This is a genomic window from Paenibacillus sp. FSL P2-0136 (assembly GCF_037975325.1).
Lineage (GTDB): Bacteria > Bacillota > Bacilli > Paenibacillales > Paenibacillaceae > Paenibacillus_AQ > Paenibacillus_AQ silagei.
Window position 1 is genome coordinate 591,095 of record NZ_CP150244.1, and the last position, 18,991, is coordinate 610,085.

Genomic DNA, 18,991 nt, shown 5'->3' on the forward strand with positions numbered 1-18,991 from the left:
GTTCACCGCAGTGACGACCCTGCTTAGAGTTACAATCAAAAAGGCTTCCGAAGCAAACTACGCTCCGGAAGCCTTTTGTATGTCAATTCCTAAGACGAAGCTGCCGCCGCCGCAGCAGAGGCCGCAGCTACAGCAATCGCTGTCTGCTGGGCAATGATGATGTTGGTCAGGCTGGTAGACAGCGTGGATTCAATGATGCCGTTTCTGACATCATCGACATATTGATAGGAGACGAGTGCGGCAGACAGCAGGAGCAGCTCCTGCTTGTTGATCGACCAGCCGCCGAAGCCCTTCTGCGGGCGCAGGAACTCATAGGTATCCGAGACATCGCTTACCAGCTGCTGCTGCTCGTAGGGGATCAGGGACAGGATGCCAAGGGACGAGAGAGTATACTCTTTATCCATCCGGATATCCCGTGCCCGGAACGCTTCACGCAGGCTAAGCACCCGGCTTGCAAGATCCCCGCCGCCCAGCACCAGTACCTGTGTCAGCGCCTGAACACTGTTGCCGGAGAAGAACTCGGGCTTCAGCGTAACATAGAGCTGTTCCAGCTGCTCCAGCCCTTGCTCTACAGGGATATCGGAGAGTCCAAGCATGGCAGCGAAGATGTAGTCATCCCGTCCGGTCAGGAAACGGTGCTTGGACCGCATTCCTTCATAGAAGGCTTGTGTGCGGTCTAAGGCTGCGGCATATTGATCGTACGGAGTATGGGCAGCGATCTGATAGGCGGCAATGACCAGGTAGTCGGAGGCCCGGAATTTGCGTTCCTTGAGCAAATCATATACAGCCAGCGTATTTGCAAGCTGCTGCTGCGGCTGGGGAGACAGGGAGAGCAGCGCAGCAATACAGATGGCTGAGGTTCCCCGGAAGGACGAGAAGCCCCGGGTGTTATCCTTGACCATCTCATGGTACAGGCGGATCGCTTCCACATTGGCCATCTTGTCTTCCACGGCGTAGAGCAAGGCGGCCAGCCGGTTCACGGAGGCATTTTGCCAAGGGAATTCCTGTTTGATCTGCTGGGCGTTAGTTACGAATAATTCAAGCCTGGCTATGTATGATTGCTTCATATGATGCACCTCTCATCTAGTGGTAGTTATTTGGGTTTATTCTACTATAAAAACCAAAACGATGAAATTGAATCTCTTCCCGCAGACTTGCCCCCAAACCTATGAGAGCGTATTCTTGAATAAAGATTACTAGAATGATGGATATTTATTCCGGAAAGAGAGGCAAGAGAATGATAAGAGCATCTGAAGATAACGAATACTTTGAGCTGTCCAGTCCCACCGTTCTCCCCAAAGCTTCGGGGTTTCTGTGGAATGAACAGATGATGATTCATATGAACTGCCGGGGCTATGCGGTAGCCCAGTTCATGCAGCCGGAGCCGGCCAAGTACTCCTATGCGCCGAATCTGGAGGCCAAGACGTTCATGCAGCCGGAGCAGCCTTATTATGCCCATCACCCCGGCCGCTTCGTCTATGTCAAGGATGAGGAGAACGGAGAGCTGTTCTCTGCCCCATATGAGCCTGTCCGCACCCCTCCGGATCATTACACTTTTGCGGTGGGTAAACATAATATTGTATGGACCATCGAGAAGAACGGGATCGCGATAGAGATGATGCTAAGCCTGCCTAAGGATGAGCCAATGGAGCTGTGGCGGGTGAAGGTGACCAATCTGTCTGCGGCGCGGCGGAGGATCAGCATCTATCCCTACTTCACCATCGGCTACATGTCATGGATGAATCAATCCGGCGAGTATAAGGAAGCCTTGCAGGGAATCGTGGCTACAGCGGTCACACCTTATCAGAAATATCAGGATTACGACAAAATCAAGCATCTGAAGGACAAAACCTTCCTGCTGGCCGACCATGCCCCGGCCTCCTGGGAAGTGAATCAGGAAGCCTTCGAGGGCGAAGGCGGAATCGGCTCGCCGTCCGCGCTTAAGAGCGAACGGCTGGCGCAAGGCGAAGCCCGTTATGAGATCCCGGTCGCCGCTTTGCAATACAGTCTGGATCTGGCTGCGGGGGAAGAACGTGAATACCGCTTCGTCTTCGGCCCGGCCCGGAGTGAGCAGAGAATCGCGGAGATCCGCCGGAAGCTGTTCCTGGATACCGATGCGGCAGGCGAGGACGGATTCGTGCGCGCCGAGCGGGAATATGCGCAGTACATTGCGGAAGGCAGAGGGAGCATTGAGATCTCCACCCCGGATGCGGACCTCGACAATCTGGTCAACCACTGGCTGCCCCGGCAGATGTACTATCACGGGCAGACCAACCGCCTGACGACCGACCCGCAGACCCGGAATTATCTGCAGGATAATATGGGGATGAGCTATCTTAAGCCGCAGACGGCAAGAGAAGCGTTCCTGACGGCCTTAAGCCAGCAGGAGGCCAGCGGAGCGATGCCGGACGGCATTATTTTGCATGAAGCGGCTGAACTGAAATATATCAATCAGGTTCCGCATACAGACCATTGTGTCTGGCTGCCGATTTGCCTCAGTACCTATCTGGATGAGACCGATGATTACAGCATTCTGGATGAGGAAGTATCGTATGCGGGCGGCCTGGAGACAGGACCTGTGCATGAGCATATCGACCGGGCGGTGCAGTGGCTGCTGCATGAGCGGGATGAGCGCGGCCTGAACTATATCAATCAGGGGGACTGGTGCGACCCGATGAATATGGTAGGGTACCGGGGGCAAGGCGTGTCCGGCTGGCTGACCATCGCTACCGCGTATGCGTGTATGGTCTGGGCGGATATTTGTGAGCGGAGCGGCCGTACGGATATCTCCAAGACCTTCCGCCATGCAGCAGAAGAGACGAACGCGCTCGTCAATCAGTACTTCTGGGATGGCGAGTGGTATGCGAGGGGAATTACAGATGACAATGTGGTGTTCGGAATCAGCAGCGACAAGGAAGGCCGGATCTTCATTAATCCCCAGGGCTGGGCGCTGCTCAGCGGTGCGGCCGATGAGGAGAAGCGGGCGAAGCTGATGAAGTCGGTCCATGAACAGCTGGAGACCCCGTATGGAGTGGAAAAGCTCGCCCCGTCCTATACCGCCATGCGCGAGGATGTGGGCCGGGTGACCCAGAAGCATCCAGGGACAGCCGAGAACGGCGCAGTCTATAACCATGCCGCAGCCTTCTATATCTATGGCTTGTATGCGGTGGGTGAGCAGGACCACGCGTACCGTCTGCTGCGTAAAATGCTCCCCGGGCCCGATATCGAGGATATCATCCGGCGGGGCCAGCTCCCGGTGTTCATTCCTAATTATTACCGGGGCGCGTATAAGCAATTCCCGCAGACTGCCGGACGCTCCAGCCATCTGTTCAATACCGGAACCGTTCCCTGGGTATACCGCTGTCTGATCGACGGATTGTTCGGGCTGCAAGGGAACCGGGAAGGGCTGCAGGTGAAGCCGCAGCTTCCTTCCGGCTGGCAGGAGGCCACCGTGAAGCGCAGCTTCAGAGGCGCTGAGCTGCAGATTGAGATGAAGCGTGAGTCCGGCGTAGCGGCAATCGAGGTATATCTGGACGGACAGCTTGTGAAAGATGGTGTTCTGAAGGAACTGAAACCGGGTAAGCAGTATCAGGTGCTGGTTAAGATTCCGGCTGGGGTTGTTACTATCTAAATACAGGAGGCGCATGAACATGACGAATCATATTCCGGAAGTACTGCTGAACGATGGGATGAAGGTGCCTGCGATTGGCTACGGAACGGCCTGGATCAAAGGTACAAAGGGCATGCAGAATCTGAGGACTGCCCTGGATTTGGGGTATCGTCTGATTGATTCGGCATTCAACTATGAGAATGAAGGCGTTGTCGGGGAAGCGGTACGGCAGAGCGGGGTACCCAGAGACCAGCTGTTCATTACATCCAAGCTGCCCGGACGCCATCACAAGTATGATGAAGCGGTCGAGACGATTGAGGAATCGCTGTACCGGGCCGGACTCGATTATTATGACCTGTATCTGATCCACTGGCCGAATCCCAAGGTGAACCTGTATGTGGAGGCGTGGCAGGCGCTGATCGATGCGCGGGCAAAAGGGCTGATCCGTTCGATCGGCGTCAGCAACTTCCTGCCGGAGCATCTGGACCGCCTGATCAAGGAAACGGGGGTGGTACCGGCTATGAACCAGATTGAACTGCATCCCTTCTATCAACAGGCGGAGCAGCGCGCATATCATGAGCAGCACGGAATCGTCACAGAATCCTGGAGTCCGCTGGGACGCGGCACGGAGCTGCTGAAGAATGAACAGCTGATTGCGATCGCCGCAGCCCATGACAAATCGGTCTCACAGATTGTTCTGCGCTGGCATGTGCAGCTGGGAGCGGTTCCGATTCCAAGATCGCAGTCGGAGGAGCATCAGAGGGAAAATTTAGGGATTTTCGGCTTCGAGTTATCGGAGGCGGAGATGAAGGTGATTGCGGAACTCCCGTCCACCGGACCGCTGTGGGACCAGGACCCGGCCGTGTACGAAGAGTTCTGATGCGTTGATGTTATAGTTATGGCCCCTTGCTCTTTGGCAGGGGGCTATTGTTTTGTTACAGCGCTCATACATAATTCGTTTAAGAAAAAGGGAAGCTGGTTACATAGAAAGAGTCAGAAGCCTACACAATCAGAAGCGAACAGAGGAGGAATATTATCATGAGTAATCAATATAAGATTCAAGATCCTGTGCAGCAATATGAAAAGGCTACGCCTGAATTCGAGCAGCAGCAGCCCAGTCCGGGCTTAGAGACGAAAATGCACCCGCGTCCCGATGACGGAGCGGGCACCTACAAGGGCAGCGGGAAGCTCACCGGACGGAAGGCCGTCATTACGGGAGCGGACAGCGGAATCGGGCGGGCGGTAGCGATTGCTTATGCCCGTGAAGGCGCCGATGTGGTGCTGGCCTATCTGCCGGAGGAAGAAGCTGATGCGAAGGAAGTCGTTAAGCTCATCGAGGAAGCCGGACGCAAGGCGGTGGCCCTGCCGGGCGATCTGAAGGACGAGAAGTACTGCGAGCAGCTGATTGCCAAGGCCGTAGAAGAGCTGGGCGGGATTGATATCCTGGCTAACATTGCCGGTAAGCAGCAGTTCGTGAAGGACATCGCCGACCTGACTACAGAACAGTTCGATGCTACCTTCAAGACGAATGTCTACTCGCTGTTCTGGCTCTGCAAGGCAGCGGTGAAGCATATGAAGCCTGGTAGTACAATTATTAATACCTCATCGATTCAGGCCTACGAGCCTTCAGAGATTCTGCTGGACTATGCCACCACGAAGAGTGCCATTAATACCTTCAGCAAAGCTTTTGCCCAGCAGGTGGCCCCTAAGGGAATCCGGGTGAACGTGGTTGCCCCTGGACCGGTATGGACTCCGCTTCAGATCAGCGGGGGACAGCCGGAGGAAGTCCTGAAGGACTTCGGAGCTAAGACCCCGCTGGGACGCCCCGGCCAACCGGCTGAGATGGCTCCGGCCTATGTGTTCCTGGCCAGCCAGGAATCAAGCTATGTCAGCGGTGAGACCCTGAATGCCAACGGCGGAATGCCGACCCCATAAATAAGCATGAGTAACAACACGCTTGAGCAGGAACCTCCGTCAGGAGGTTTTTTGCTGTGACCCCACTTTTGCCATCATAGGGGGTTCATGTGCTACACTTGAGTCATGGAATTGAAATCGTATCTGCCAGTTCTGGTGCATTAGCGGTTTGTGGAGAAGACAGGAGGAGACGGCATGGCATTCGTAACGGTGAAGGGCGAATATAAGCGCTATAAGATGGGGGAGAACCTGATTGTTGCCAACGACGGCATTGAGTTCGAGATCGAGAAGGGTGAATTTGCTGTAATTGTAGGGCCCAGCGGGGCGGGAAAGTCAACGGTGCTTAACATACTGGGCGGGATGGATTCCGCCGACGAAGGCCAGGTCATTGTGGACGGTACTGACATCGCACGTTATAGCGCCAAGGAATTGACCGGCTACCGCCGTAATGACGTGGGTTTCGTGTTTCAGTTCTATAATCTGGTCCCTAATCTGACCACTCTGGAGAATGTCGAGCTGGCTTCGCAGATCTCGCCCCGGGCCCTCGATGCCCGGAAGGTGCTGGAGGATGTGGGCCTTGGCGCGCGGCTGAATAACTTCCCGGCCCAGCTCTCGGGCGGGGAGCAGCAGCGCGTGGCTATCGCCAGAGCGCTGGCGAAGCAGCCGAAGCTGCTGCTCTGTGATGAGCCGACCGGTGCGCTCGATTACAATACCGGCAAGCAGGTGCTTAAGCTGCTGCAGGATACCTGCCGCGACACCGGCACAACGGTGATTGTGATCACGCATAACCTGGCGATTGCTCCGATGGCCGACCGGGTCATTGAGATCAACAACGCCAAGGTACGGAAAATGGTGAAGAATCCAGCGCCGGTATCCGTGGAAGATATCGAATGGTAAGGAGCCGGGAATGATGAAGAAACGGGCACTATGGAAGGATGTTTTTCGGGAGATCGGCCGCACCAAGGCGAGGTTCCTCTCGATCTTTGCGATTATTATGCTGGGGGTCAGCTTCTTCTCCGGGATCAAGTCGGCCGGGCCGGATATGCTGGACACCGCAGCGACGTATTATAAGGATCTGCGGCTGATGGATCTGCGGGTCCAGTCCACTTACGGCCTGTCAGAGCAAGGGATCGAGAAGCTTCGGGGGATACCCGGGGTGCAGACAGTTCAGCCTGTATACAGCTCCGATGTCTTTCTTGGCGACAGCGGGCTGATTGCCAAGGTCTATTCGTATGCGGACAATAATGAACTGAACGGCTACAAGCTCACCGCCGGGCATCTCCCGGCAGCCTCTGGAGAGATTGTACTGGATGAACACCTGCGCGAACAGGAGAAATTCAAGCTTGGCGATTCCATTATCTTCGGCGGCGAGGCCGGGGAGACGCCTGAACAGAGCTTCCGGACCAAGACCTATACGGTAGTAGGCTTCGCGCAGAGCCCACAATATATTGAGACCGCGAACCGTGGAACGAGCCGGATCGGCAAAGGGACTGCCGATGCGTTCGCCGTCATCCCGGAAGAGGATTTCACACTTCCGGTGTATACGGAGGCCTATCTCAGCTTCAAGGATACGGCTGCGGAGAGGGCCTATACTCCGGCCTATGACACGTTGGTTGAGCGCCACCTCACAGAGACAGAGCAAGCGCTCAAGGATTACCCGGCGCAGCGTCTGGAGGAGCTGAAGGCGGAAGCGGCCGCCAAGCTGGCTGCGGGCCAGCAGGCAGCGGATGCCTCACAGCAACAACAGCAGACAGCGGCGCAGAGCCAGCCGGAGCTGCCTAAAGTATATGTGGCCGATCGCACAATGAACCCGGGATACGCCGAATACAAGGATAATGCGGACCGTCTGTCCGCGATTGCGTCGGCTTTCCCGGTATTCTTTTTCCTGATTGCAGCACTTGTCAGCTTAACCACGATGACCCGCATGGTGGAGGAGCAGCGGCTCCAGATTGGGACGTTGAAGGCACTCGGATACGGTGCTATGGACATTATGACCAAGTTTCTGGTGTACGGAACACTTGCCAGCCTAGCGGCATCCATCGCGGGTCTGGTGGTCGGCTTCACGTTCTTCCCGGACCTGATCTATAATGCTTACAGCTCTCTCTATAACCTGCCGGATGTGATCAAGAGCTTCTACCCTTCTTACGCCGTTATTTCTATAGTCGTGGCGCTAATCTGTACAACGATGACGGCCATGGTCGCTTCACGGGTGGAGCTGCGGAGCAACGCGTCTGTGCTGATGCGGCCCAAGGCACCCAAGAGCGGGCAGCGGATTCTACTGGAGCGCTTCAAGTTCCTGTGGACCCGGCTCAGCTTCGTGCAAAAGGTGACAGCCCGCAATCTGTTCCGCTACAAGCAGCGGATGTTCATGACTGTTATCGGGGTGGCAGGCTGTACCGCGCTGATCCTGACCGGCTTTGGACTGAAGGATTCCATCGGCAGCATCGCCGAGCGGCAGTTCGGCGGGATTATGAAATACAGTGCCCTGGTAGCCCTGCATGATAATGCAGCCGCCGCAGATCAGGCTTCCTATAAGAAGCTGATTGAACAGGAGACTGCGGTGACAGGCACGCTGAATGTGCTGCAGGAGGCTGTGACCGCCCGGGCCAAAGGCGTGAACGACCAGGAAGTGCGGATCTTTGTTCCCTCGGATACAACCGCACTGGCGTCTTTCGTTAATCTTAAGGACCGCAGCACCGGTAAGCCGCGTGTACTGAGTGACGAGGGCGCGGTCATTACAGAGAAGCTGGCTAAGCTGTATGATGTTGCCCCCGGGGGTACGTTGACGCTTCTGGACAGCAACAATGAGCCATTCCAGATCAAGGTAGCGGCGGTCACCGAGAACTATGTGCTGCATTATGTATACATGACCCCGGCTTACTACACGGAGGTGTTCGGCAAGGAGCCGGTCTATAATACTCAATTATTGAACTACAGCGGCAAGGATAAAGGGTGGGAGAGCGCCTTCGGGGAGAAGCTGACTGCGAATGGGCAGGTGGCCTTGGTCAGCTTTTCCAGCGGTGTGGGAGAGGCCTTCGAGGAAACTATGGACAGTATGGACATCGTCATTGTGGTGCTGATTGTCTCTGCTGCCGCGCTGGCCTTCGTGGTCCTGTACAACTTGACTAATATCAATGTGTCTGAGCGGGTCCGCGAATTGTCTACGATTAAGGTGCTCGGCTTCTATGATAAGGAAGTCACTCTGTATATTTACCGGGAAAATATTCTGCTGACCTTGCTTGGTATCTTGTCCGGCAGTGCCCTGGGGGTGATCCTGCACCGGTTCGTCCTGTCGACTGCCGAGCTGGATGCTACCATGTTCGCTCCGCTCATCAAGTGGCAGAGCTACATCTATGCAGCCTTGCTGACCATACTATTCTCAGGCATCGTAATGGCTTTCATGCACATCAAGCTCAAGCGGATTCATATGATTGAAGCGCTGAAGTCGGTAGAGTAGTTCAGTCACGATTTTGTCAAAAAAATAAAAAAAGCATCAGCATACAAGGAAGGATAATGAGCCGAGGGCAGAGGGAGCCCGGAGCCGTTATCCTTCTTTTTTGTGTCTGAAAAGGAACCGATGGCTGGGGAATTAGCGCTGAAACATACGAAAATATGACGAACAGTGTCGGAAAATCGCGAAAATGATAAGAAAGTGTCATTAAAACTAACCCGATTAAACTTATTATAATAATGTGTAAAAGGTATTTTTACAGTTATTTCAAGATACATTGGAAGTAAATGTTTCAGGAGCAAAAAAGTAAGATTGTACAGCGGTAAATAAATATATTGACGTAAGATATATTCACATGTAATATAAACCATAATTTATGAGGGAAGTTGTGAGGCTTCCCGCCGGGAATGTTATCCCTGACCTTAATTGACCCGCGGTCTATTCAACGCATTTCTACAATATATATTAGGTGTGATGTTATGTCACATGTAATGCGTAGGCGGTCATTAGTGGTCTTAGACGGATAACGATCCGGAGCATCCCAGTCTCCCGAGAAGCTTTGAAGAGCAGGTACAAGCACTTAACTAAGGAGGAGTAAAGGAATGGCGAAAAAGAGAAAATGGTGGTCAGGTTTACTAGTCTTATCGTTGGTAGGGGTTCTATTTACAGGTTGCAGTACGAATAACACTGCGGGTTCTTCAACAAATGCGCCTGCAGCCACTACAGCACCGGCAGAGAGTGCGGCGCCTGATGCTACGGAAGCACCTGCAGCTGACGCGCCGGTTGACGGCGGAACACTAGTTACAAGCTCATTCTCCGATATTGTTAATATTAATCCGCTCTTAGTTAATGACACCGCGTCTGGTGATGTGGCCCAGTTCGTCTTCGCCAAGCTGTACAATCTCGACCGTGAAGGCAATGTACAGGCAGAGGATTGGTCGCTGGCTGCCGCGCTGCCGGAGATCTCTGAAGATGGCTTGACCTATACTGTGAAGCTGAAGGATACCGCCAAATGGAGTGACGGTCAGCCCGTCGTTGCAGATGATGTAATCTATACCATTGAAACGGCCAAGAATAAGGAGACAGGCTCTCCGCTGATCAGTGCCTTTGACAAGGTGAAGAGTGTTGAGAAGGTGGATGACCACACCGTCAAGATCACAATGTCCCAAGTCTATGCGCCGTTCCTGTATGCGCTGGTCCAGGAGATTGTTCCAGCCCATGTCCTGAAGGATGTGAAGCCGACCGAAATGCAGAAGAACCCCTATGGTACTGATCCGGCCAAGACCGTTACAAGCGGACCGTGGAAGTGGACAGCCTGGAAGCAAGGCGAGAGCCATACCCTGGATGCTGATCCGAACTATTGGGGAACCGTGAAGCCTCATATCGCTCAGGTGATCTACAAGATCTATGCTGACCAGAACACTGAGGTTCAGGCGATTATGAAGGGCGACACGGATCATATCAGTGCGATTCCTGTAACCCAGGTTGAAGCAGTTAAGGCTGACGGGAAAATCGATATCATCCAGAAGCCGGGCGCGCAGTACGAATATGTTAACTTCAACTTTGACGGCAAGAACTTCCCGGATGGCTACGGCCTGTTCCAGGGACAGAAGACCAGACAGGCGATTGCCCATGCCTTGAACCGACAAGGAATGGTGGATAATATCCTGAAGGGCGTAGGCGCGCTGATGAATGCGCCGTTCCTGCCGGATACGTGGGCTGACCCGGGTGATGCTGCTGTGAACTATGATTACAATGCTGAAACGGCCAAGAAGCTCCTGGCTGAAGACGGCTGGGTTGCGGATGCCAAGGACGGCATTCTGGTCAAAGACGGCCACCGCTTCTCCTTCGAGCTGCAGTATAATGCCGGCAACAGCCGCCGTGAACAGGTAGCTGCTGTTATCCAGCAGAACCTGAAGGATGTCGGCATTGAGGTGAAGCCTAAGGCGATCGACTTCGCTGCATGGATTGACCAGAACGTAACGCCGGGTAAATATCAGGCCCTGCTGCTGGCATGGTCCCTGAATACACCAGACCCGGATGCAGAGAGCATCTTCTCCTCCAAGTACTTCCCGCCTGCCGGACAGAACAGCGGCTGGTATAAGAATGAGAAGCTGGATAAGCTGTGGGTAGACGGATATTCTACGGTAGATCAGGCTAAGCGCAAAGAAATCTACAAAGAAGTAGGTAAGGAAATTTCAACCGACCTTCCTTATGTATTCCTGTATCAGTATGGTCAGGCGATCGGAACAGGACCTAGAGTGCACTGGGCAGAGGAGGATGCTCCTGAGCCGTCACTGGGCTACGGACAGTTCTTCCACGCTATCAAATGGTGGGTAACCGAGTAACGTACCGACTAACTGAATAGACTTGCGGGAGGTGAAAGAGAATTCTCTTTCACCTCCCCCTTTTGTATAAATGGGGGGCCTCCGTAATCTATCGCCTTACCATCTCTAGGAGGATAGCCAATGACAGAATACCTGATACGTAGAGTGCTTCAATCGGTACTGGTCATCTTTCTGATTACCATACTAACCTTTCTTCTCATCCATGCGGCTCCGGGCGGACCCACACAAGTGATGCTGGCCCCGGGCTTGACTCCCGAAATCTTCGAGCAGCAAGCCAAGAATCTGGGTCTGGATCAGCCGATTCATATCCAGTATATCCACTGGATCGGCGACCTGCTGCAAGGGGATCTGGGGTATACCTTCAAGAACCATATTGCGATCTCGGACCTGCTCTGGCCGCGTATCGGCAATACCATAATCCTGATGGGTGCGGCTTGGCTGGTATCCCTGCTGATCGCAATCCCCTGGGGAATCTACAATAGTACCAAAGTCTATGGTTTATCGGATCAGACGGCTTCGTTCATTTCTTATCTGGGCTTCGCCATGCCGACCTTCTGGTTCGGGATTCTATTGCAGCAGTGGCTGTCGCTCAAGCTGGACTGGTTCCCATTGTCGGATATGCATACAAGAGGCAAGGAAGACAGTATCGCTGATTTATTCATGCATCTGGTGCTGCCGGTAACGGTACTGGCACTTGGGTTCCTGGCTTCTTATATGAAGTATGCGCGGGCCAGTATGCTGGAGGTGCTGGATCAGGATTATATCCGGACGGCACGGGCCAAAGGCGTCAAGGAACGGAAAGTCGTCTTCCGCCATGCCCTGCGCAATGCACTAATTCCAATTATTACAATACTAGGCCTTGATCTTCCGATCCTGGTGGGAGGGGCCGCACTAACAGAGAATGTATTCAACTGGCCGGGAATGGGCCGTTGGTTCGTAGAGATGGCCACTGCACGCGAATATTCGGCACTGATGGCTGTGACTATCGTCACGGCTGTGATGGTCGTCATTGGCAATCTGCTGGCAGATATACTGTATGTCGTAGTTGATCCCCGGGTGAAGCTCGGCAAGCAAGGGGGGAAGGCAGCATGAGTACAGATAATACAGAGCTTATCAAAGGGAAGGTCTCCAAGCCGCTGGGAACGCCCGATATGAGTCCGATGCCGGGCGGGACCGACCCGGAAATTCCGGTGGTGGATATGGACAGACCTCCCGGCCCGTGGAGAGTGCTGTGGAAGAAGTTTTCACGCAATCCTTTTGCCATGGGCGGGTTGGCCGTCCTGCTTATCTTTGTCCTGCTGGCGATCTGCGCACCGTACCTGACCTCCTATGGGCCGGAGAAGATTGATCTGATGTTCGCCAACCTGAAGCCGGGGGCGGAGGGACATCCCCTCGGCACCGACGAGCTGGGCCGCGATATTCTAAGCAGACTGCTGTATAGTGCGCGGATTTCGCTGCTTATTGGTTTCTCTGTTGCTTTTGTATCCGTGCTGGTCGGCTCGATAGTCGGAGCCATTTCGGGTTACTTCGGCGGATTCGTGGATACGGTATTCATGCGGATTGTTGACGTCATGAACTCTGTACCGTCTCTGTTCCTGAATATCCTGGTAATGGCGCTGTTCGGAACAAAGATTGAATTCATGATCCTGATTCTGGCGTTCACGAGCTGGATGAGTATTGCCCGGCTGGTCCGGGGAACCTTCCTGCAGCTGCGGGAAATGCAGTATGTGGAGGCGGCCAAAGCCATCGGCGTATCCAGCTGGGGAATCATCTTCCGGCATCTGCTCCGCAATGCGAGCTTCCCGATCATTGTTAATGCCACATTGATGGTCGGCGGCGCGATTCTCAGTGAATCCGCATTGTCCTATCTGGGTCTTGGTATCCAGGCTCCGGCTACGAGCTGGGGGCTGATGCTCAGTAACGCCCAGGAGTTCATGCTGATTGATCCGATGCAGGCGGTGTATCCGGGCTTTTGCATCCTGATGGTCGTACTGGCGGTTAACTTTATCGGCGACGGCATCCGGGATGCCCTTGATCCCAGACAGCAAGTGACCAAATCCCGGAGGAGGCTGGAACAATGGCGCAAAAACTACTCGAAATCCGGAAACTAACCGCCGGCTTTGCGACAGAGAAGGGACTGCTCAAAGCAACCGACGGCATCTCCCTTACGGTGAATAAAGGTCAGACAGTCTGTATTGTAGGCGAATCCGGCAGCGGCAAAAGTGTCACCTCGCTGGCGATCATGCGCCTGATCGATTATGCGGGCGGTATGATCCTGGATGGACAGATTGACTTCCATGGACAGGATCTGGGGGCGAAAAGCCAGGAGGAGATGCGGGAGATCCGCGGCAACCAGATCGCTATGATCTTCCAGGACCCGATGTCTTCGCTGAATCCGGTCTTCACCATAGGGGAACAGATTGCTGAGAGTCTGCGGCTGCATCAGAATAAGAAGGATGCAGAAGCGCTGAAGCTGGCGGTCGATCTGATTAGATTGGTGGGCATACCGGCACCGGAGATCCGTGCGAAGCAGTACCCGCATGAGCTGTCCGGCGGGATGTGCCAGCGCGTAGTCATTGCGATTGCACTGGCCTGTAACCCCGAGCTGCTGATTGCCGATGAGCCGACCACCGCACTTGATGTTACGGTCCAAGCGCAGATTCTGGACCTGCTGCGCAAGCTTCAGTCAGAGCTTGGCATGTCCATCCTGCTGATTACCCACGACATGGGAGTTGCCGCTGAAATGGCGGACCGCATTGCTGTCATGTATGCGGGCGCTATCGTGGAAGAAGGCGGTGTGGAAGAGATCTTCGACCATCCCAGTCATCCTTATACGATAGGTCTGCTCCAGTCGATTCCGGGGTTCGAAGGCGGACGGGGAGGCGAGCTCTATACGATCAGCGGAACGATTCCGCCGATAGGACAGCTGCCTGCGGGCTGCCGCTTCCATCCGCGCTGTCCGCATGCGATGGACATCTGCCGGAGCCAGGAGCCGCCGGATTTCCTGATCTCTGATGATCACCGGGCCGCCTGCTGGCTGTTCAAGGATAAGCCGGTTTCAGCGTATACCAGCGGGGAGGCGAAGCGCGCATGATGAACAAGACATTGGCCAAGCCAGATCGTAAGGTAGCTGCCTCCTCAGAAGTACTGGTGGAGGTTAAGGATATTAAGAAGTATTTTCCGATCACCAAGGGTCTGCTTAACCGGACCGTCGGGCAGGTTAAGGCGGTGGATGGGGTCAATCTGGCGATCCGCCAAGGCGAGACGTTCGGGCTGGTCGGGGAATCCGGCTGCGGCAAATCCACCTTCGGACGGGTACTGCTCCGGCTGCAAAGTGCGACCGGGGGGCAGGTGCTATTCAAGGGCCAGGATATCCATTCGCTGGGTTCGCGTGACATGCGGAAGCTGCGGGAAGAGATGCAGATTATTTTCCAGGACCCGTTCGGGTCGCTGAATCCGCGCTTCCTCGTCAAGGATATTATCGGCGAGCCGCTGCGCATTCACTGGAAGATGTCCGGCAAGGAGATCGATGCCCGGGTGGTCGAGCTGATGGAGCTGGTGGGTCTGGATGCCAGCCGCCGGAACCGCTATCCGCATGAATTCTCCGGCGGACAACGCCAGCGCATTGGCATCGCCCGGGCGATTGCGCTGAATCCGCAGTTTATTGTGGCCGATGAGGCCGTGTCCGCGCTGGACGTATCCGTGCAATCCCAGGTCATTAACCTGCTGATGAAGCTGCAGAAGGAGCTGGGCTTAACCTTCCTGTTCATTGCGCATGGTTTGAACGTAGTCCGTCATATCTCTGACCGCGTTGGGGTCATGTACCTGGGTAAGCTGGTGGAGGTGGGAGAGACGGAGGAACTGTTCGCGGCCCCGCTGCATCCGTATACTGCCGCCCTGCTCTCGGCCATTCCCAAGCCTACGCCAAGGCGTAAGCAGGAGCGCATTATGCTGGAGGGAGATGTGCCCTCCCCGGCTAATCCGCCCTCCGGCTGCCGGTTCCATACCCGCTGCCCGTTCGTCCAGGACAAATGCCGCTTAGTGGAGCCGCTGCTGGAAGAGGTCCTGCCGGGCCGTCCGGTAGCCTGTCATTTCCCGTTGCTTCCGAAATCCTGATCAACGAGTACCTATGCTGTACCGAAGAGGAACGCTGCTGAATCTTACGCGGTGTTCCTTTTTTTTGATTTTGGGGCCCCCGCAAAGTACCTGGGTCATCATCGAAGCTAAAGCCCCGCTTTGTGGGGTTATTTTGTAATTCCGCTTCAAACTAATCATTGTGCTACAGGCGTTTCTATAAGAAAATGAGAAAAAGACTAATCAATACCGCAAAGCTTGCGGAACCGGAGGCTATGGTGAAAAAGGTCAATACAGCAATTTCAGCACTCTTTATCCTTGTTATGATAATAGCTGTCTGGGTATGGGCAGTGTCGGTACATACCTGGACCCTGGCGGGGGCCTTGGCTTCCCTGCTCTGTCTGGCCCTGTTTATCTGGACGGGCCTGCGGGCCATCCCCGCTATAACCGGGTACATCAATAGCCCAAGCGCACTGCGGACGGTGAATACGGATGACTCCCCGGAGGAACGGCAGCGGATCTGGTGGAAGATTGTGCTGTGGGTGATCGCTAGCCGGGTGCTGCTAATCCTTGCGGCTTATGTATTCTGGGTGCTTCGGGAGGGAGGCTCCGGCAGCCTGTTCTCCCGCTTCATTGAGATGTGGCATATCCGCGGAATTGATGCGATGTCTTACCTGGGCATTGCCGAACGGTGGTATGTGACGGAAGGAGATCCCAGATTTCATATTGTATTTCTGCCGTTCTTTCCCGTTATGATCAAGCTGGCGCAGTTCTTCACAGGCAATTATATGGCTGCAGGATTTGCCGTGGCCAATCTCTGCACGCTTGCAGCGGCGTTGTTCGCTTATGAACTGGCCCGGCTGGATATGGGGCGCAGGAATGCCCTGCGGGTAGTGAAGTACATCTTCATCTTCCCGTCGGCCTTCTTTTTCTTCCTTCCCATGACAGAGGCGCTGTTCCTGCTGCTCTCCCTGATGGCACTGTATTTTGTGCGCAAAAAGCGATGGCTGCTGGGCTGCCTCTGTGCAGCGCTGGCCGGATTCACCCGTTCCCCGGGGATTCTGCTGGCCGTGCCGATTGCCGTGGAATTTGCCCGGGAGCTGGCCGCTGGCTACAGGTCAATGGACCGGAAGGCTTTTACGAATAAGCTGATCTTGGCTGTTCTCTCCCTGGTGAGCGTCTCGTTCGGTCTGCTGGCTTATCTCTACATCAATTACAATGTGACGGGCAACGCGTTCCAGTTCAGTATTTATCAGCGGGAGCACTGGTCGCAGCGGTTCTACTTCTTTTTCGATACTGCGAGATATCAGATGGAATATGCGGTGAATACCTTCAAGGATGCCGATTACCGGTCGTTCTTAGGGCTGTGGCTGCCGAATTTGTGTGCGATCTTCCTGGTTCTCTTCATGATGCTCCGCAGTACGAAGAAGCTTAATCCCGCCTACATGGCGTACATGATCGCCTATTTCGTCTATGTAGTGGCCCCGACTTGGCTGCTGTCTGCTCCGCGTTATTTCGCTGTTGCGTTTCCGCTGGCGTTCGCGGCTGTGTTGTTGACGGAGGATAAGAAATGGAAGGATATCCTGCTCACTACGCTATTTATTGCGGGGGGTCTGCTGTATCTGGCAGTGTTTGTATCCGGTTATCCGGTATATTAGTGTGTATTAGAAATTACAGAAACGATGGTGGCTATGCAGATTCAACTAGAAGATCAGATGGTTACGTTACATGTCCAGTATGCCAAGCGCAAGAAGCTATCCGTAACGGTGGACGGCTCGGACCTCATTACCGTTAAGGCGCCCAAGGGAACGAGTGAAGAGGCGATCCTCGGTGCGGTAGCAAGTCTAGGCCCGAAGATTCTGGAGAAGCTGCGCAGCAATGCGGCAGCCCGGCAGGTGCCGAGGGTTAAGGCTTATGAGGGCGACGAAGAAGCCTTCTTGTACTTGGGGAAGGAATATGCGCTGCATGAGCTGATTGGGGACCGGCAGGCGGATGCGGAGGAGCTGAAGCTTGCGCTGAAGAAATTCTATACAGCCAGTCTGAAGAAAATCATCGCAGAGCGCATCAAGCCCTACCAGACGCAGCTCAGAGTGAAGCCGAAGAGTATGGAGATTGTGGAGTCGCGGACCAAGTGGGGGAGTTGCAGCTTTGACGGCAAGCTGACGTTCAATTACCGCCTGGCCATGGCGCCGCCTGAAGTGATTGACTATGTCATCATTCATGAGCTGTGTCATCTGCTGCATATGAATCATGACCGTTCCTTCTGGCGGCGCCTGGGCAGTATCATGCCGGACTATAAGGAGAAGGAAGCGTACCTGGCCCGGCAGGGGCAGTTCATGACGCTGTGACCTATGTGACCTATAAAAGAAATGAATTCATTCTAAAGATGCGGTAATGTATGGACTATCGTTCTTTCGCCGAAGCGAACATTCGGTGATAGTTGTATTCTGTACACTTAAAAACAGTGGAAAAGAAAGAATTCCTCTCTTAAATGTAGTCTGTACAACTAAATCCGCCTGAATGGGTGAGAACCCGGTGCAGAGGGCATTTTAGTTGTACGAAATACAGCTAAACGGAGATATGGCGGCACATCAGACGATTTAGTTGTACGGATTGCAATTAAGCATACCACTTGTACCTTCATCGGGGCATGGCAAACCTTCAACAAGCGACTTAGTTAAGCTGTTCTCACATATTGCAATCTGATGCTTCACTAGGCGATGGAAGTAGCCGGATGCTTGACGTTCGCAGGATAATGCTGCCCGCCCTGAGTCCGGACGAATAGGCCCTCTGAATGTCTGCTGCCTGACAGCTCCAGGCCGGGTTCATCCGGGGTGAAGTGGAAGACGATCGTCTCCGTATCGCTGTCCGCAAGCTTCAGGGCGATGTCGCGGCAGGAGACGGGCTGTGTGCTAATCAGATCGAAGAGCTCAAGCTGCCCATTCTCCTGCTGGCAGATGGCAATGAGATTCTCGTCCTCCAGGTAGTAGAGCTGATCGCTGAACACGTTCAGGCAGTAGAACATTAGCAGGCCATGGGCGCCGCTGATGCCAAAACGCTCAGATACCGGCACCCGCTGCGCTCCGAGAGAAGAGACCAGGCTCAGATCACGCGGGTCGGCTAGATCCAACTTGCGGATTGGCGCAGATCCGGCAGTGCCCCCGGGGCAGGCCATGGAGAAGATCTGCTCTTCCACCGGGTGGAAGCCGAACTTAGGATAGAACTCCAAGACTGACTCATTGGCAAAAAGATACATGAATTCACACGCTTGCCCATACTCCTCCAGTACCTTGTCCATCAACCGTGCAGACAGGCCGCGTCCTCTATAGTCAGGATGAGTCATCACCGTCCCGATCTGCACAGCAGGGGACTTCACTCCATTAATAATTAGCTCTATGAGATTCACCGAGACATTCGCCACGATCCGGTCTCTCTCCGCATAAGAATAAGGGACATACTTATCCGTCCAGCAGCCCTCCTCATACCAGCGCTCCAGCTCCAGCTCGAACGTGTCTTTTGCCAGCTCCAAAAAGCTGTTCCGCAGCGGCTCATGATCTTTATAATTGTAGACAAATTGAAGAGTATTCATAGGTA

At 54.3% G+C, this 18,991-nt stretch carries 14 protein-coding genes; 12 read left to right on the forward strand and 2 right to left on the reverse strand.

Translation table 11 applies throughout. The annotated features are described in order from the left end of the window. Positions 1 to 89: 89 nt before the first annotated feature. Positions 90 to 1,067: a DUF4003 family protein gene (locus tag NYE26_RS02445; protein WP_339253634.1), complete on the reverse strand. Its 978-nt coding sequence runs from the start codon at positions 1,065 to 1,067 to the stop codon at positions 90 to 92. 170 nt (positions 1,068 to 1,237) lie between these two features. Here NYE26_RS02445 and NYE26_RS02450 point away from each other — a divergent pair, with 170 nt between their 5' ends. From NYE26_RS02450 to NYE26_RS02505, 12 genes are all read left to right on the forward strand, one after another. Further along, positions 1,238 to 3,631, forward strand: coding sequence for an NdvB protein (locus tag NYE26_RS02450; RefSeq protein ID WP_339253636.1), 2,394 nt, complete (start codon positions 1,238 to 1,240; stop codon positions 3,629 to 3,631). Positions 3,632 to 3,650: 19 nt separating this feature from the next. Further along, complete coding sequence (locus NYE26_RS02455; protein WP_339253638.1) at positions 3,651 to 4,490, forward strand: aldo/keto reductase; 840 nt, start codon at positions 3,651 to 3,653, stop codon at positions 4,488 to 4,490. A gap of 158 nt (positions 4,491 to 4,648) precedes the next feature. Beyond that, positions 4,649 to 5,545, forward strand: coding sequence for an SDR family oxidoreductase (locus NYE26_RS02460; protein WP_036730661.1), 897 nt, complete (start codon positions 4,649 to 4,651; stop codon positions 5,543 to 5,545). Positions 5,546 to 5,719: 174 nt separating this feature from the next. Beyond that, the gene (locus tag NYE26_RS02465) at positions 5,720 to 6,421 is read left to right on the forward strand and encodes an ABC transporter ATP-binding protein (RefSeq protein ID WP_339253641.1); all 702 of its coding nucleotides are present in this window, start codon (positions 5,720 to 5,722) and stop codon (positions 6,419 to 6,421) included. 13 nt (positions 6,422 to 6,434) lie between these two features. After that, complete coding sequence (locus NYE26_RS02470; protein WP_339257294.1) at positions 6,435 to 8,981, forward strand: ABC transporter permease; 2,547 nt, start codon at positions 6,435 to 6,437, stop codon at positions 8,979 to 8,981. 596 nt (positions 8,982 to 9,577) lie between these two features. Next, entirely contained in the window at positions 9,578 to 11,323 is a 1,746-nt protein-coding gene (locus tag NYE26_RS02475) for a peptide-binding protein (protein WP_339253643.1), read from the forward strand. 120 nt (positions 11,324 to 11,443) lie between these two features. Then, positions 11,444 to 12,415, forward strand: coding sequence for an ABC transporter permease (locus NYE26_RS02480; RefSeq protein ID WP_036730648.1), 972 nt, complete (start codon positions 11,444 to 11,446; stop codon positions 12,413 to 12,415). Positions 12,416 to 12,474: 59 nt separating this feature from the next. Beyond that, entirely contained in the window at positions 12,475 to 13,434 is a 960-nt protein-coding gene (locus NYE26_RS02485; RefSeq protein WP_339257296.1) for an ABC transporter permease, read from the forward strand. After that, on the forward strand, positions 13,401 to 14,417 hold the full coding sequence (locus NYE26_RS02490) for an ABC transporter ATP-binding protein (RefSeq protein ID WP_036730645.1): 1,017 nt from the start codon (positions 13,401 to 13,403) through the stop codon (positions 14,415 to 14,417). Before NYE26_RS02485 ends, NYE26_RS02490 begins: the two co-directional genes overlap by 34 nt. After that, positions 14,414 to 15,439 carry an ABC transporter ATP-binding protein gene (locus NYE26_RS02495; RefSeq protein WP_339253646.1) on the forward strand — a complete coding sequence of 342 codons (1,026 nt, stop codon included), beginning with the start codon at positions 14,414 to 14,416 and terminating at the stop codon, positions 15,437 to 15,439. Before NYE26_RS02490 ends, NYE26_RS02495 begins: the two co-directional genes overlap by 4 nt. Positions 15,440 to 15,624: 185 nt before the next feature. After that, a complete protein-coding gene (locus NYE26_RS02500) occupies positions 15,625 to 17,055 on the forward strand; it encodes a hypothetical protein (RefSeq protein ID WP_339253648.1) in 1,431 nt (476 codons plus the stop codon). A 33-nt stretch (positions 17,056 to 17,088) separates the two neighbouring features. Then, complete coding sequence (locus NYE26_RS02505; protein ID WP_036730739.1) at positions 17,089 to 17,745, forward strand: SprT family zinc-dependent metalloprotease; 657 nt, start codon at positions 17,089 to 17,091, stop codon at positions 17,743 to 17,745. Between the two features lie 365 nt (positions 17,746 to 18,110). On the opposite strand, the gene NYE26_RS02510 is transcribed toward NYE26_RS02505, so the two are convergent. Then, positions 18,111 to 18,986 carry a GNAT family N-acetyltransferase gene (locus NYE26_RS02510; RefSeq protein WP_339253650.1) on the reverse strand — a complete coding sequence of 292 codons (876 nt, stop codon included), beginning with the start codon at positions 18,984 to 18,986 and terminating at the stop codon, positions 18,111 to 18,113. Between the last annotated feature and the right edge of the window lie 5 nt (positions 18,987 to 18,991).

Bases quoted from the DNA above. Each gene is read 5' to 3' on its own strand.
- NYE26_RS02445 (WP_339253634.1), bottom strand. From the start codon at position 1,067: ATGAAGCAATCATACATAGCCAGGCTTGAATTATTCGTAACTAACGCC.
- NYE26_RS02450 (WP_339253636.1), top strand. From the start codon at position 1,238: ATGATAAGAGCATCTGAAGATAACGAATACTTTGAGCTGTCCAGTCCC.
- NYE26_RS02455 (WP_339253638.1), top strand. From the start codon at position 3,651: ATGACGAATCATATTCCGGAAGTACTGCTGAACGATGGGATGAAGGTG.
- NYE26_RS02460 (WP_036730661.1), top strand. From the start codon at position 4,649: ATGAGTAATCAATATAAGATTCAAGATCCTGTGCAGCAATATGAAAAG.
- NYE26_RS02465 (WP_339253641.1), top strand. From the start codon at position 5,720: ATGGCATTCGTAACGGTGAAGGGCGAATATAAGCGCTATAAGATGGGG.
- NYE26_RS02470 (WP_339257294.1), top strand. From the start codon at position 6,435: ATGAAGAAACGGGCACTATGGAAGGATGTTTTTCGGGAGATCGGCCGC.
- NYE26_RS02475 (WP_339253643.1), top strand. From the start codon at position 9,578: ATGGCGAAAAAGAGAAAATGGTGGTCAGGTTTACTAGTCTTATCGTTG.
- NYE26_RS02480 (WP_036730648.1), top strand. From the start codon at position 11,444: ATGACAGAATACCTGATACGTAGAGTGCTTCAATCGGTACTGGTCATC.
- NYE26_RS02485 (WP_339257296.1), top strand. From the start codon at position 12,475: ATGAGTCCGATGCCGGGCGGGACCGACCCGGAAATTCCGGTGGTGGAT.
- NYE26_RS02490 (WP_036730645.1), top strand. From the start codon at position 13,401: ATGGCGCAAAAACTACTCGAAATCCGGAAACTAACCGCCGGCTTTGCG.
- NYE26_RS02495 (WP_339253646.1), top strand. From the start codon at position 14,414: ATGATGAACAAGACATTGGCCAAGCCAGATCGTAAGGTAGCTGCCTCC.
- NYE26_RS02500 (WP_339253648.1), top strand. From the start codon at position 15,625: ATGAGAAAAAGACTAATCAATACCGCAAAGCTTGCGGAACCGGAGGCT.
- NYE26_RS02505 (WP_036730739.1), top strand. From the start codon at position 17,089: ATGCAGATTCAACTAGAAGATCAGATGGTTACGTTACATGTCCAGTAT.
- NYE26_RS02510 (WP_339253650.1), bottom strand. From the start codon at position 18,986: ATGAATACTCTTCAATTTGTCTACAATTATAAAGATCATGAGCCGCTG.